14 protein-coding genes and 1 riboswitch are annotated in these 13,889 nt (G+C 64.6%); of the genes, 9 read left to right on the top strand and 5 right to left on the bottom strand.

The window, feature by feature from the left end:
* The first annotated feature begins 127 nt into the window (after positions 1-127).
* The 5 genes from FMM02_RS05610 to FMM02_RS05630 all read left to right on the top strand — a co-directional run bounded on the left by FMM02_RS05610 (position 128) and on the right by FMM02_RS05630 (position 4,771).
* Positions 128-2,656 (top strand): helicase-related protein, encoded by a 2,529-nt coding sequence (locus FMM02_RS05610; RefSeq protein WP_147493936.1) that lies wholly within the window; start codon positions 128-130, stop codon positions 2,654-2,656.
* 6 nt (positions 2,657-2,662) lie between these two features.
* Positions 2,663-2,950, top strand: a complete 288-nt coding sequence (locus tag FMM02_RS05615) for an RNA-binding S4 domain-containing protein (protein WP_147493937.1) — start codon at positions 2,663-2,665, stop codon at positions 2,948-2,950.
* 51 nt (positions 2,951-3,001) lie between these two features.
* Positions 3,002-3,343: a ferredoxin FdxA gene (gene fdxA / locus FMM02_RS05620; protein WP_147493938.1), complete on the top strand. Its 342-nt coding sequence runs from the start codon at positions 3,002-3,004 to the stop codon at positions 3,341-3,343.
* Positions 3,344-3,417: 74 nt separating this feature from the next.
* Positions 3,418-4,251: a MipA/OmpV family protein gene (locus FMM02_RS05625; RefSeq protein ID WP_147493939.1), complete on the top strand. Its 834-nt coding sequence runs from the start codon at positions 3,418-3,420 to the stop codon at positions 4,249-4,251.
* Between the two features lie 40 nt (positions 4,252-4,291).
* Positions 4,292-4,771, top strand: a complete 480-nt coding sequence (locus FMM02_RS05630) for an EF-hand domain-containing protein (protein ID WP_147493940.1) — start codon at positions 4,292-4,294, stop codon at positions 4,769-4,771.
* Between the two features lie 21 nt (positions 4,772-4,792).
* On the opposite strand, the gene cysN is transcribed toward FMM02_RS05630, so the two are convergent.
* Complete coding sequence (gene cysN / locus FMM02_RS05635) at positions 4,793-6,721, bottom strand: sulfate adenylyltransferase subunit CysN (RefSeq protein WP_147493941.1); 1,929 nt, start codon at positions 6,719-6,721, stop codon at positions 4,793-4,795.
* Complete coding sequence (gene cysD / locus FMM02_RS05640) at positions 6,721-7,623, bottom strand: sulfate adenylyltransferase subunit CysD (protein WP_147493942.1); 903 nt, start codon at positions 7,621-7,623, stop codon at positions 6,721-6,723. Before cysD ends, cysN begins: the two co-directional genes overlap by 1 nt.
* A 134-nt stretch (positions 7,624-7,757) precedes the next feature.
* Between cysD and FMM02_RS05645 the strand changes: the two genes are divergently transcribed.
* The 4 genes from FMM02_RS05645 to FMM02_RS05660 all read left to right on the top strand — a co-directional run bounded on the left by FMM02_RS05645 (position 7,758) and on the right by FMM02_RS05660 (position 11,321).
* Complete coding sequence (locus FMM02_RS05645; protein WP_147493943.1) at positions 7,758-8,300, top strand: EF-hand domain-containing protein; 543 nt, start codon at positions 7,758-7,760, stop codon at positions 8,298-8,300.
* A gap of 28 nt (positions 8,301-8,328) precedes the next feature.
* Positions 8,329-8,462, top strand: a riboswitch (TPP riboswitch).
* Between the two features lie 28 nt (positions 8,463-8,490).
* Complete coding sequence (gene thiC / locus FMM02_RS05650) at positions 8,491-10,365, top strand: phosphomethylpyrimidine synthase ThiC (protein ID WP_147493944.1); 1,875 nt, start codon at positions 8,491-8,493, stop codon at positions 10,363-10,365.
* A 42-nt stretch (positions 10,366-10,407) separates the two neighbouring features.
* Positions 10,408-10,749, top strand: coding sequence for a hypothetical protein (locus FMM02_RS05655; protein ID WP_147493945.1), 342 nt, complete (start codon positions 10,408-10,410; stop codon positions 10,747-10,749).
* Positions 10,750-10,922: 173 nt separating this feature from the next.
* Entirely contained in the window at positions 10,923-11,321 is a 399-nt protein-coding gene (locus FMM02_RS05660; RefSeq protein ID WP_147493946.1) for a PRC-barrel domain-containing protein, read from the top strand.
* 102 nt (positions 11,322-11,423) lie between these two features.
* Here FMM02_RS05660 and FMM02_RS05665 read toward each other — a convergent pair whose 3' ends face one another.
* The 3 genes from FMM02_RS05665 to FMM02_RS05675 all read right to left on the bottom strand — a co-directional run bounded on the left by FMM02_RS05665 (position 11,424) and on the right by FMM02_RS05675 (position 13,482).
* Positions 11,424-12,407 (bottom strand): hypothetical protein, encoded by a 984-nt coding sequence (locus tag FMM02_RS05665; protein WP_147493947.1) that lies wholly within the window; start codon positions 12,405-12,407, stop codon positions 11,424-11,426.
* A gap of 107 nt (positions 12,408-12,514) precedes the next feature.
* Entirely contained in the window at positions 12,515-12,859 is a 345-nt protein-coding gene (locus tag FMM02_RS05670) for an Mpo1-like protein (RefSeq protein WP_147493948.1), read from the bottom strand.
* Positions 12,860-12,891: 32 nt separating this feature from the next.
* Positions 12,892-13,482, bottom strand: coding sequence for a transglutaminase-like cysteine peptidase (locus tag FMM02_RS05675; protein ID WP_187107699.1), 591 nt, complete (start codon positions 13,480-13,482; stop codon positions 12,892-12,894).
* Positions 13,483-13,889 lie beyond the last annotated feature (407 nt).

Consider the following 13,889-nt stretch of genomic DNA (forward strand, 5'->3'; position numbering starts at 1 on the left):
CAAGACTTGGCCCTTTCAGAGACTTTGGACCCCGACTCATGGTTAAAATTAGTTAAGTTCGGATAAACGCACACGGCTCGGCGCAACCAGCCTTGCGCTCCGCGCCCGTCGTGCCAACAATATGCATATGTCCGCCCCTCGCGACGGCTTAGTCCGGGCCATCCTGGGTCCGACCAACACCGGCAAGACCTTCTTGGCGATCGAGCGGATGTGCGCGCATTCGTCGGGCGTCATCGGCTTCCCGCTGCGGCTGCTGGCTCGCGAAGTCTATGACCGGGTCGTCAAGCTGAAGGGCGAGCGGCAGGTGGCGCTGATCACCGGCGAAGAACGGATCGTGCCGCCCGGCGCGCGCTATGTGCTGTGCACCGTCGAATCGATGCCCGTACGGACCGGACGCAGCGATCGACCGAGCGAAGGTCCGCTGCCATCCGATTTCGCCTTCGCCGCGATCGACGAGGCGCAGCTTGGGATCGATCCAGAGCGGGGTCATGTCTTCACCGACCGGATGCTCCGCGCGCGCGGCCGCGAGGAAACGCTGATCCTCGGGTCCGACACTCTGAGGCCGCTGGTCCGCAAGCTGTTGCCCGAGGCGGAGATCGTCAGCCGCCCGCGCTTCTCCACGCTTCGCTATGCCGGCGCGACCAAGTTGAGTCGACTTCCCCCGCGCAGCGCGGTCGTCGCCTTCTCGGCCGAGCAGGTCTATGCGCTGGCAGAGATGCTGCGGCGCTTCAAGGGCGGCGCCGCGGTCGTGATGGGCGCTCTGTCGCCGTCCACCCGCAACGCGCAAGTCGCGATGTTTCAGCGCGGCGAGGTCGATTATCTCGTCGCCACTGATGCCATCGGCATGGGTCTCAACATGGACGTCACCCATGTCGCCTTCGCTGGCCTCGAGAAATTCGACGGGCGTCGCGACCGGCGCCTGACTATTGCCGAAATGGCGCAAATCGCTGGGCGCGCGGGCCGCCACCAGCGCGACGGCAGCTTCGGCACGCTCGGCCTGGGCGGCGATGCCGGGCCGGGCTTCAGCGACGAAGAAGTCAGCGCGATCGAGGAGCATCGGTTTCGTCCGCTAGATAGCCTTTACTGGCGAAGCGCCGATCTCGATTACACCACCGTCGCCCATCTGATCGGCAGCCTCGAGGCGCGCAGCGACGACCCGCTGCTCCGTCCCGCGCCGCTGTCCATCGACCTAGCCGTACTCAAGCTGCTCGCCGAGGATCCAGCAATTTGCGCTACCGCCGGCGCCAGGGCGCGCAAGCTGTGGGCGGTGTGTGGCTTGCCCGATTTCCGCAAGGTCGGGCCGATGCATCACGCCCGGATGGTCCGGCGTCTCTTCTCTTATATCGGTGAGGGCGGCCATATCCCTCACGAATGGTTCGCCGCGGAGGTCGCGCGGCTCGACAACGTCAATGGCGACATCGAAGCCCTGGCCGACCGGCTCGCCGGCATTCGCAGCTGGGCCTATATCGCCCAGCGGGTCGACTGGCTTGCCGACCCGGCAAAATGGGCCGAGCGTACCCGCACGGTCGAGGCCCGGCTAAGTGATGCGCTGCACGAACGGTTGACGCAGCGCTTCGTCGACCGTCGCACCGCGGTGCTAGTCCGCGATATCGGAGCGCATGGCGCCGACGCGCTTCCCGTCACGGTCGCCGCCGACGGGGAGGTCAGCGTCGGCCCCGAACCGATCGGCCATCTGGCCGGTTTTGAGTTTCGCGTAGATCCGTTGGCGCGGCTTGCCGACAAGCGCTTGCTTCTTGCAGCGGCGGAGCGCCGGCTAGGCGAAGAGCTCGACCGCCGCGCAGCCAAATTGTGCGAAGCGTCGGACAGCGAATTCCGGCTGATCGAGGAAGCGGGCGGCCTGGCAATCGGCTGGGACGGACATGTCCTCGCCCGGCTTGCCCCCGGCCGCTCGCTGCTTGAACCGGCAGTTCGCACCGCGCGGCCCCTGGACCGTCTTTCCGCCGATAAGCGGGCCCGGCTTCGCGCCCGGATGGAACAGTGGGTCGACAGTCAGCTTAGCCGACACCTGCCCGCGCTTCGCCAACTGGCGGCTACTGCCGCCGATCCTCGCACATCGCCGGGTGTGCGCGCGCTGGCAGCAATGCTGGTCGATTCGGGGGGCCTGCTGCCCCGGCGCTCCATTGCCGCGCAGATCGGTCAGCTCGACAAGACCGATCGCCATGCGCTGCACCGGCTGCGGGTCCGGCTTGGCGCCCTCGACGTCTATAGCCAGGCCCTGCTCAAGCCCGGTGCCCAGCACTGGCGCGCCGCCCTGCTCGCGGTCCGCTCGGGCCAGCCGATGCCGCGCATGCCGCAGCCTTCTGCAGCGACTCTCGATGGAGGCGCCGACTCGCGCGGCGCGGCGCTCGCCTTCCGCCGGCTTGGCCAGCATTGGCTGCGGATCGACCTCGCCGACCGGCTGGCGACCCATGCCCATCATGTTCGCCAGCATGGCGGCGACGATCCGATCGACCATGCGCTGGCCACCAGCCTGGGGCTTGATGAGGCGAGCGTCCGCCACCTGATGGCAGAAGTCGGCTTCGTCCGCGCCGGCGAAGCCTGGGCTTGGCGCGGCCAGCGCCGTTCCCGTCGCGGCGCGCCGCGAGCCCCCCGGCCCGGCAATGCCTTCGCGGCGCTGGCGGGCCTCAAGCGTTAGGGGGTCATGCGCCTCGACCGCTACCTGTTCTTCATCCGACTGCTCAAGAGTCGGACGCTCGCCCAGGCGCTGATCGCGCAGGGTCGGGTGAGGATCGACGGACACCGGGTGACCAAGATCGCCGAGGATGTTCGCGTCGGCTCGGTCATCGCCTTGCCGTTGAACGGACGGGTCCGTATCCTTCGGGTGCTCGCAATGCCAGCGCGCCGCGGCCCGCCCGGGGAAGCGCGGGCCTGTTATGAGGAACTTGGCGGCGACAATGCGAACGTCTCGCAGGAAGGCACAGGCAATTGACGGCGCTTCGCGCTGGACCTAGCGACGGCGCCACACAAGGGAGCTTTGACCATGACCTACGTCGTCACCGACGCCTGTATTCGCTGCAAATATATGGACTGCGTCGAGGTCTGTCCGGTCGATTGTTTCTATGAGGGCGAGAATATGCTCGTCATCAACCCCAACGAATGTATCGACTGCGGCGTGTGCGAGCCTGAATGCCCCGCCGAGGCGATCCTGCCCGACACCGAAGGCGGGCTGGAGAAGTTCCTCGAACTGAACGCCACCTTTTCGGCGCAATGGCCGAACGTCACACGCAAGAATGATCAGACCCCCGCCGATGCCGACGAGCATAAGGGCGAGGAGGGCAAGTATGATAAGTATTTCTCGCCGGAACCCGGGCAGGGCGACTAAGTTTCGAGCTCGGTCATCGGGCGGACGCTGATCCCTGGCCTTCCCGCCGGTCGACGAACTGGAAGGGGGAATTTATGGTTCGCATCCTCGGCGCCGCGCTCGCGGCCCTGACGCTGGCTCAACCTGCTTTTGCGCAGGATGCGCAGCCGCTTCCCGATCCCGCCGATAATTCGGATTATTGGCAGCTTGCTGCGGGTGTCGGCCTAACCCCCGACTATGAAGGGTCGAGCGATTATCGCCTGATTCCCGCCGCCGCGTTGCGCGCCCGGGTGTCGGGGATCGAGATCAGCACCAACGCCACATATCTTTATGTCGATGTCATCCCTTCCGGAGACAAGGTCGACCTGCTTCTCGGCCCGATCGCCGGGGTCCGGCTGAACCGCACCGGAAAGATCAAGGATGATGTCGTTAAGCTGCTCCCCGACCGGAAGACGGCGATCGAGGTGGGCGGATTCGCCGGCGTCGCCTTCAGGGGTCTGACCAACCCCTATGACTCGCTCAGCGTACGGCTCGACGTCGTCAAGGACGTCGGAGAGGCGCACCGATCAACGGTTGTCACCCCCAACCTCATTTTTGCCACCCCGCTGTCCCGGCGCTTTTTCGCAAGTGCCAGTCTTTCGGCCGATTTCGTCGGCAACCGTTACGCTGATTATTATTTCTCAATCTCACCCACCGATGCGCTGGCCAGCGGCCTTGCGCCTTATGATGCCGATGGCGGTATGAAGAACATCAAGATCGGCCTGCTCGGCAATTATGCATTGTCGGGGGACCTTACCAAAGGCTGGTCGATTTTCGGCATCGCGAGCCTTGCAAGGCTCCGTGGCGACTTCAAGCGCTCGCCGATGGTGTCGGACCGCGGCAGCGCAACCCAGTGGTTCGCCGCCTCTGGTCTCGCTTATACTTTCTAAGCCACTGGATTTAGGAGCGAACTGCCGTTAGCGTGACGGAATGCCACCGGCAGAAACATCGGCGGTCCGTCTTGCCCTGATGCTTGGCGGCCTTGCGGCCCCTGCCTTGGTTGCTGCCCAGTCTCCGGCCATTCCGCGAACCCAGTTCATCGCCGACATGGACGCCGAATTTCGCAAGATGGATGCCGACAAGAACGGCCTGGTGACGCGGGTCGAGATTGAACAGTATCAGCGACTGACCGCGGTCGCCAGGGCCGAGGCCCGCAACAGGCAGCTGTTCGCCCAGCTCGACACCGACCGCAATGGCCAGGTCAGCTCCGAGGAATTTATCAAACTGGTCGTCGCGCCGCAGATTCCCGGGGCGCAATCGGTACTTGGCCGGATGGATAGCAACCGCGACCAGCAGGTCAGCCTGATCGAACATCGCGCGGCTACGCTGGCCAATTTCGACCGGCTCGACAGCGACAAGGATGGCATCGTCACTCCGGCCGAGATGAAAGCCGGCGGGATCGCCAAATAGCCGTCGCTCTGGCCTTACCGATCAGACAAGCTTCCGGCCAAGTTCCGCGACGATCCGATCAGCCGCTTCCTCTGCATTGAGCTGGGTCGTGTCGATCCAGATTTCCGGTCGTTCCGGAGGCTCGTAGGGGCTGTCGATCCCGGTGAAGTTAGGCAGCTCGCCGGCCCGCGCCTTGGCGTAAAGCCCCTTGACGTCGCGCCGCTCGGCTTCGGCCAACGGCGTGTCGACGAAGATTTCGATAAACTCGCCCTCGGCGATCATCGCGCGGACCATGTCGCGTTCGGCCCGGAACGGAGAAATGAAGGCGGTCAGCACGATCAGGCCGGCGTCGGCCATCAGCTTTGCCACTTCGCCGACCCGGCGGATATTCTCGATTCGGTCGGCCTCGGTAAAGCCAAGGTCCTTGTTCAGCCCGTGGCGGATATTGTCGCCGTCGAGAAGGAAAGTGTGACGCCCCTCGGCCGCGAGCTTTTTCTCGACGAGATTGGCGATGGTCGACTTCCCCGCGCCACTGAGGCCAGTGAACCAGAGCACCGCCGGTTTTTGTCCCTTGAGCTGGGAGTGCGTTTCGCGGCTGACATCAAGCGCCTGCCAATGGATATTCTCGGCCCGACGCAGCGCGAAATGCAGCATGCCCGCGGCGACCGTCGCATTGGTCAGCTTGTCGATCAGGATGAAGCCGCCAAGTACCCGGTTGGGTGCCTCCAGTCCCCCGTCGCGATAGGGTTCGAAGGCGACCGGCCGGTCGGTGGTAACTTCGGCCACCCCGATGGCGTTGAGATCGAGCGTCTTGGCCGCGAGCTCCTCGAGCGTATTGACGTTGAGCTGATGCTTGGGGTGGGCGATGGTCGCGGTCACCGTCCGCGTGCCGAGCTTCAGCCAATAGCCGCGTCCCGGCACCATTGGTTCGTCCGCCATCCACACGATTGTCGCCTCAAACTGGTCGGCGACATGGGGCGCGTCCCTGGCGGCAGCGATGACGTCGCCCCGCGAACAGTCAGCTTCGCGGTCTAGGGTCAGGGTTATGGACTGGCCCGCGATCGCCTCGGCCAGGTCGCCGTCCGCGGTCACGATACGGTCGATAACCGCCGTTCGCCCGGAGGGCAGCAGCCTGACTTCGTCGCCCGGCGCGATCCGGCCGCTCGCCACCTGGCCCGAAAAGCCGCGAAAATGCTGGTCGGGCCGGCTGACCCATTGCACCGGCATGCGGAACGGCTTGCCGCTGTCCGACTGGCTGTCGATCGGAACCGCCTCCAGATGCTCGAGCAGGGTCGGACCCTCGTACCAACCCATCGCCTTGCCGCGTTGCGCGATATTGTCTCCGCCGATCCCCGACACGGGAATTGCAATCCATTGGTCGACCCCGATGCGCGCCGCGAAGGCGCGATAATCGGCGGCGATCGCATCGAACGCCGCCTGATCATAATCGACCAGGTCCATCTTGGTCACCGCCAGCACCACCCGGCGGATGCCAACCAGTTGCGCCAGAATCGAATGCCGCCGCGTCTGTTCGAGAACGCCCTTGCGCGCATCGACCAGCAGCAGCGCAAGGTCGGCCGTCGACGCGCCGGTGACCATGTTGCGGGTATATTGTTCGTGCCCCGGGGTGTCGGCGACGATGAACTTGCGCCTGGCGGTCGCGAAAAAGCGATAGGCGACGTCGATGGTAATGCCCTGTTCGCGCTCGGCGGTCAGGCCGTCTACCAGCAGCGCGAAGTCCAGCCCGCGGCCCTGCGTCCCGACCCTCCGGCTGTCGGCTTCGAGCGCCGCCATTTGGTCGTCGAAAATCTGTCGCGTCTCGTAGAGCAGCCGTCCAATCAGCGTCGACTTGCCGTCATCGACCGAGCCGCAGGTGATGAAGCGCAGCATCTCCTTGGCGGTCTGCCGCTCCAGATAGCCGCTGATGTCGGCGGCGATCAGCTGGCGTTCGTCTGTGTCCGGAAGGCTCATCAGAAATAGCCCTCCGCCTTCTTCTTTTCCATCGATCCGTCGCCGCCGTCGCGATCGATGATCCGGCCCTGCCGCTCGCTGGTCGTCGCCAGCAGCATTTCCTGGACCACTTGCTCGATCGTCGACGCCTCGCTTTCGACCGCGCCCGACAGCGGGTAGCAACCGAGCGTACGGAACCGTACCGAGCGCATCTCGACCGCCTCGCCATCCCTCAGTCGGAAGCGGTCGTCATCGACCATAAGCAGCTGCCCGTCGCGCTCGACGACTGGGCGGGTGGCCGCGAGATAGAGCGGGACGATCTCGATCCTTTCGCGCAGGATGTAGGTCCAGACATCGAGCTCAGTCCAATTGGACAGAGGGAAGACGCGCATCGATTCCCCCTTGTTCTTGCGGACATTGTAAAGCGCCCAAAGCTCCGGGCGCTGGTTCTTCGGGTCCCAGCGGTGGGTTGAGGTACGAAAGGAAAAGATCCGCTCCTTCGCCCGGCTTTTCTCCTCGTCGCGCCGGGCGCCGCCGAACGCCGCGTCGAAGCCATACATGTCGAGTGCCTGGCGCAACCCTTCCGTTTTCCACATGTCGGTGTGCAACGGGCCATGGTCGAACGGGTTGATGCCTTTCGCCTCGGCCTCCGGGTTGCGGTGGACGATCAGTTCAAGGCCATCGTCCCCCGCGACCCTGTCGCGCAGCGCATACATATCGCGGAACTTCCACGTCGTATCGACATGCATCAGCGGAAAGGGCAGCGGCGCGGGATAAAAGGCCTTGCGCGCAAGGTGGAGCATTACCGCGCTGTCCTTGCCGATCGAATAGAGCATCACCGGCCGCGCCGCTTCGGCCACCGTTTCGCGCAGAATGTGGATGCTCTCGGCCTCCAGCCGGTCGAGATGGGTGAGCGCGCTCATTCCCCGTTCTCAAGCCCGCCCCCAGCCTCGCGTCAAGCGCCCTTGCCTTGCCAGCGGTTCAGATTGCCGCAAGGCGCCTTGCAGCACTTGCCCTGCAAAGCGCATAGGAACGCCAACATCTTGAGAGGAAAACCATGTTCATCCTGCTAACTGCAGCCGCGCTCGCGCAGGGCACTGCGCCCACCGCCCCCAAGCCGGTCACCAAGGTCGAGCTGGGGGCCAAGCTCGACAGTGACTATGCCGACCTCGATTCCGACAAGGACGGCAAGGTCGGAGCCGAAGAGATCAAGGCGCGGCTGGTCAAGTCAGCCGAAGAGGATATCGCCACGCTGGAAAAGGAGCGCGACGCCGCCTTTGCCCGCTTCGACAGCAATGGAGATGGCACCATCAGCCGCGTCGAATTCGACGAGCGGGCCAAGCTGCCGACGCTCAAGGACCCCGACCCCAAGCCGTTCCTCGAACGGTTCGATGCCAACAAGGACGGAGCGATCAGCGCCGACGAATTCCGGGCCCCGACGCTGGCCAATTTCGACCGGCTCGATTCCAACAAGGATGGAACGCTGAGCCCCGCCGAACAGCAGGCTTCGGCCAGGGCACCGGCGAAGGCGCCGGCCTCGGTCAGCGCGAGCAAGGGGGCCAAGCCCAAGGTCAAGGAAACTCCGCCGATCGGCCGCTAGACGGCGGCCCGCGCGGGGCTTACAGCAGTATCCATCCCCGGGGAGCCAGCTCCTGCGAAGTATTGGCAGGCAAACAAATGGCTGAGAGGGACGCGTCGCGGCGTCCGACCCGTTGAACCTGATCCGGCTAGCACCGGTGTAGGGAGGGACGGTCGCAATCCGCGCCATCCCTCCGAATTTGGAGATTGAGATGGCTGACGTCCCCGCCCGTACCGAACTGAAAGTGACCACCGGTCCGATCCGCGGTAGCCGAAAGGTCTTCGTCGAAGGCCGCGGCGGCATCAAGGTCGCGATGCGCGCCATCGACCTTGAGCCGGCGTCAGGCGAGCCACCCCTGCACGTCTACGACACCAGCGGACCCTACACCGACCCCGATGTCCGGATCGACATCATGGCCGGACTTTCCGAGCTGCGCCGCGACTGGATCCGCGGCCGCGGCGATGTCGAGGAGGTTGCCCAGCGCGAAGTCCGACCGGAGGATAATGGCCAGCTCGGTCCCGACCGATCGGGCGGCGTGCAACCATTTCCCAATGTTCGCCGCCGCGTCCTGCGCGCCAAGGCGGGCGCCAACGTCAGCCAGATGTATTATGCCCGCCGCGGCATCATCACCCCCGAGATGGAATATGTCGCGGTCCGCGAAAACCTCGCCCGCGCCAACAATGCGCTCAATCAGCCGAGAGACGGGGAAAGCTGGGGCGCATCCATCCCGGACGAGATCACGCCCGAATTCGTCCGCGACGAGGTTGCCCGCGGACGGGCGATCATCCCGTCCAACATCAATCATCCCGAATCTGAACCGATGGCGATCGGGCGCAATTTCCTGGTCAAGATCAACGCCAACATCGGCAATAGCGCGGTCGCCAGCGACGTCGCGTCAGAGGTCGACAAGATGGTCTGGTCGATCCGCTGGGGCGCGGACACGGTCATGGACCTGTCCACCGGCCGCAACATCCACGACACGCGCGAATGGATCATCCGCAATTCGCCCGTGCCGATCGGGACCGTCCCGATCTACCAGGCGTTGGAAAAGGTCGGCGGCATCGCCGAGGACCTGACCTGGGAAATTTTCCGCGACACGCTGATCGAGCAGGCCGAACAAGGCGTCGACTATTTCACCATCCACGCCGGCGTGCGGCTGCCCTATGTCCCGCTGACCGCAAAGCGCGTCACCGGCATCGTCAGCCGCGGCGGCTCGATCATGGCCAAATGGTGTCTCGCCCATCACCGCGAAAGCTTCCTTTACGAACGCTTTGACGAGATCAGCGAGATCATGAAGGCCTATGACATCGCCTATTCGCTTGGCGACGGGCTGCGCCCGGGAAGCATCGCCGACGCCAATGACGAGGCGCAGTTCGCCGAGCTCTACACGCTCGGCGAGTTGACCAAGCGTGCCTGGGACCAAGACGTACAGGTGATGATCGAGGGCCCCGGCCATGTGCCGATGCACAAGATCAAGGAGAATATGGAAAAGCAGTTGGAAGCGTGCGGGGAGGCGCCCTTCTACACGCTTGGACCGCTGACAACCGACATCGCGCCCGGATACGACCATATCACCAGCGGCATCGGCGCCGCGATGATCGGTTGGTACGGCACGGCAATGCTTTGCTACGTGACGCCGAAGGAGCATCTCGGCCTGCCCGACCGCGACGATGTGAAGGTCGGGGTCGTCACTTACAAGCTTGCCGCCCATGCCGCCGACCTCGCCAAGGGCCACCCGGCCGCCAAGTTGCGCGACGATGCACTCAGCCGCGCCCGCTTCGAATTCCGCTGGCGCGACCAGTTCAACCTGTCGCTCGACCCCGACACGGCCGAGCAATATCACGACCAGACGTTACCGGCCGAAGGCGCCAAGACAGCCCACTTCTGCTCGATGTGCGGCCCCAAATTCTGCTCAATGAAGATCACCCAGGAAGTCCGCGACTTCGCGGCGAAGCAGAATGCGCGAGAAGTAGCGGAGAAGCTATCGGCGGACGAAGCCGAAGCAGGCATGGCCGAAATGAGCGAACGCTATCGCGAAAGCGGGAATGAGCTCTATATCGGCGCGAACGGGCGGGAGCAGGATTGAGCGAATGTCGCGCTCGAAGAGCGGCTGCCCTATATTCGGGCAATGAGTCTTTCCAGCGACCCGATCGGGCCGATCGACGACGCCAGGGAACGGCGGCGCCTGCCGCTCATCGGCTTGGTGCTGACCGCCGCCTATCTTGCCGGGCTCGTCCTGTACCTTGTCATCCAGGGCCAAAACCCGGCGGACCTGCCTCTCAACGAGCTTGGCGATTTCCTCGGCGGGGTCGCCAGTCCGCTGGCCTTTCTCTGGCTGGTCCTCGGCTATTTCCAGCAGGGTCGCGAGATCCGGCTGTCGAGCAAGGCGCTCCAGCTTCAGGCGAAGGAGATGCGGGCGAGCCGCGGGGCTGCGGACCCGCCTTCTGCGCCGGGCGACAAATCCGGCTGATCGGCTGAGCCGGGTATCAACCGCCGTCAGTCGCGGAACAGTCTCTACGCCCGGACATTGGTTAGATGTGAGGCCGCGATATCCCGCGATGGCCTCCGCCCGGTTTTCCGCGCCCGATTGCGGCGCGTCCAGGCGCAGCGACAATCCTAATAGAAAAAGGAGCATCGATCACGATGACTACCACCACTCAAACCCGCGACCCCGACAATGTCCTCGAGCGGGACGAGACGCTTGACCTGATTGCATCCGACAAGGTCGAAGGGACCAGCGTCCATGACCGCGATGGCGAAAAGGTCGGCACCGTACGCAAGGTGATGATCGGCAAATATGACGGCCAGGTCCGTTACGTCGTGATGGGCATGGGCGGCCTATTCGGCATGGGCGAGGATAATTTCCCGCTGCCGTGGGACGGTCTCGATTATGACAAAGAGATCGGCGGATATAAGCTGAAGAACGTCGCCAAGGCGGATTTCCAGAAGGACAAGGCGCCCCGCCACGGCCTGACCGACGAGCCGCAATGGTCGAAGGATTATGACGACCGCATCCAAATGTTCTATCTCCGCACCGCTTGAGAGGAGCTAGGGGGCGGCCGGTTGGAATGGGCTCCCCCGGTCCATAGAAATAGCAACCGCCGCCCGGACATCCCGAGCGGCGGTTCTTTCTTTCCCTGAAATTTAGGTGAGGGCCGGTTCGAAATCGCGAACGGCGCGTTCCGGAAGCCCCGCGGTGGCATTGACCGCCGGCGCATCGCCTGCTGCCGCATCACGATCGCGCTTGTCGAAGAATGCCGCGCGCTTGAGGCGCTTCTTCAGCGACAGCGACGGGTTTTCCGGCGTCGGACCGCGCATAGCGCGCTCGGTCCAGCTTTCCGCGCTTCTGGCCGGCGCAAGCGGCTGCGTCTTGGCTGGCGCGCGGCTCGTGGTCATTGGCTCGCTGCCTGCGCGACGGAGCATGAAGCCGCCGCCCAGCGCGATCGAAGGCGCGGCAAAGGGCTTGGGGTCGGGAACAGGATAAAGACCCTGGCGCGGTGTCGTGACCAGCGCAGGCTCGCTCCCGACCGGCGTCACGGGAGCCATGCGCGGCTCGGGTGCGGGTTCCTCGTCCATCCACAGTTCGTCATCCTCGTCGCGGCGCCGGCGGCGCATCGCGACGGCCGCGCCGCCAAGTGCGAGGAGCGCCAGCGCGCTGCCGCCGATCACCGCGGCCTCTTCGTCGATCGCGACCTTCGCGTCGGCCCGTTCGGGTCCAGACGGCAGCGGCTGCGCTTCGGCAAGCGGCATCTCCGCCGGCGGCAGCAGCTGGGGATCTGCCGCCGGCGCGTTCGCCACCTCTGCAAGGGGTTCTTCGGTGGCGGCAACTGCCGGCCTCGGCACCGGAGCGGGCGCGCGGACCGCCCGCCGAGCGGTGCGCTTCACCTTTGCCGGGGCCGTGGCCGCAGTCTCGGGTTCGACCGCCGTGGCATCGACCGTCGGCGTCTCCATGGTTTCACTGCTATCGGTCAGGGGCTCGCTGGCGGGCGCGAGCGGATCGACCACCGAGTCGATGGCTGGGGGATCGACCGTCGCGTCCTGGGAGATGGCAGGGGTTGATGTGAGCGCCAGGGCCGCGGCAATCGCGGTAGCGCAGGCTCGTCCATATAGGTTCACATTGTGCGTCATGGAGGGTCAAACTGTTGCACAAGGAACACGGGTGCAAAGTTATCGATTGGCCGGTGCGGTCCAGCGACGAGCCGAACGCCGTTCAACGAACCCATTGATATTATTGGTTATATTTGCTTGCCGCTGGAGACCCCAGCCTTTTCCAGCTCTTGCTCAAGGGCTTTGGTGAGCCACAGCCACCACATGCGGAAATCCGCGGCGAGCGACCAGAGCGGATAAGTGAAGGTCGCGGGGCGGTTTCGTTCCGTCCACAGATGCGCCGCCCAAGCGAATCCGTACCCCGCGACGGGAACGGCGAGCAGCCAAGTCCAACGGCCGGTCAGCAGTGCAGCCAGTATGATCAGCACGACGGCGCTGGTCCCGACATAATGCAGCGCACGAGTGACCGGGCGGCTATGTTCGCGCAGGTAGAAAGGCCAAAATTCGGCAAATGTCTGGAATCGGCCGGCCATGGAGTCAGCCTGCCAGCCACCCGGCCCCTTGTCTATCGGCCCGAAGCGGCCCTGTCGTTCGTGCCCGATCGGCTGGCCACGCGATGCACGCGCTTACCGTGAATCCAGCTATTGCCCTGGCCCAGTGTCATGACCGGAACGAAGCGGCCGTGCTCGGTCGGCGTCAGCAGCGCTTCCATCTGGTCATCGAGCACGAAGAAGCCGTTGGCGGTTTTGGCCAGCAGCAGGATATGGGCGCCGCGCGTCGTGTGGCGGCCAATGCTGATGTAGAGGTCCTTGGCGTCAAAGCCCGCGGCCTTGAGCACTTGCATCTTGACGATCGCGATGTCCTCGCTGTCGCCGATCCCGCGGCGGAGAGTCTCGCCTGCATTGGCCCACAGGTCGGCAACACCCATTCCCTCGAGGTCGTGCGTCCAGCGAATACGGCGGTTCACCTCGGTCTGGACGGCGCGCAGCTTGGCAACGGAATCGAGGCCGGCGACCCCCGCCGCCAGCCTCTGCACCAGCGGATCCCTCGCATCCGCGGTGGAAACCCGGCGGAACCGGGCATCGTAGAAGGTTACGCCAGCATTCAGCGCCACCGTGCCGAACACGTCGGGGTTCGACGCGCGGTTGACGATCATAGGATGAGTAGCCCGGCCGGGCGCCTTGTTCGGGCGATCGATGATAAGCGCGGGATAACTGTCGGGCTTTCTAGGGCTGGCCGCGGTTTCCGCTGTCGACGCCGGTACCGCAGCCGCCATACAGGCGCCGAGTGCCAGCCCTCCGATGAGTGTGGCCTTCATCCCTGACATCCCCATTCCTGTTTCCGGAATAGACTGACCCCATTCGTCTGTTAACGGAAGAGGTTAACGGATGGCCCGGGAATTAACCCAACGGTGTGGGTTTACAGCCACTTACCGGGTTACCGAAAGTTGGCGAGTCTGTAGCAATTACGCCGGATTTGCGGGATTCTTGCCGTGCTCAGGCCGAGAGAGGCTGGAGACTCCCGGCTCCGTCTCTTGGCGTCTTTGGTTAATGTAGAGCAAGG

Source organism: Sphingomonas xanthus (genome assembly GCF_007998985.1).
In the GTDB taxonomy this organism is placed as follows: Bacteria; Pseudomonadota; Alphaproteobacteria; order Sphingomonadales; family Sphingomonadaceae; genus Sphingomicrobium; species Sphingomicrobium xanthum.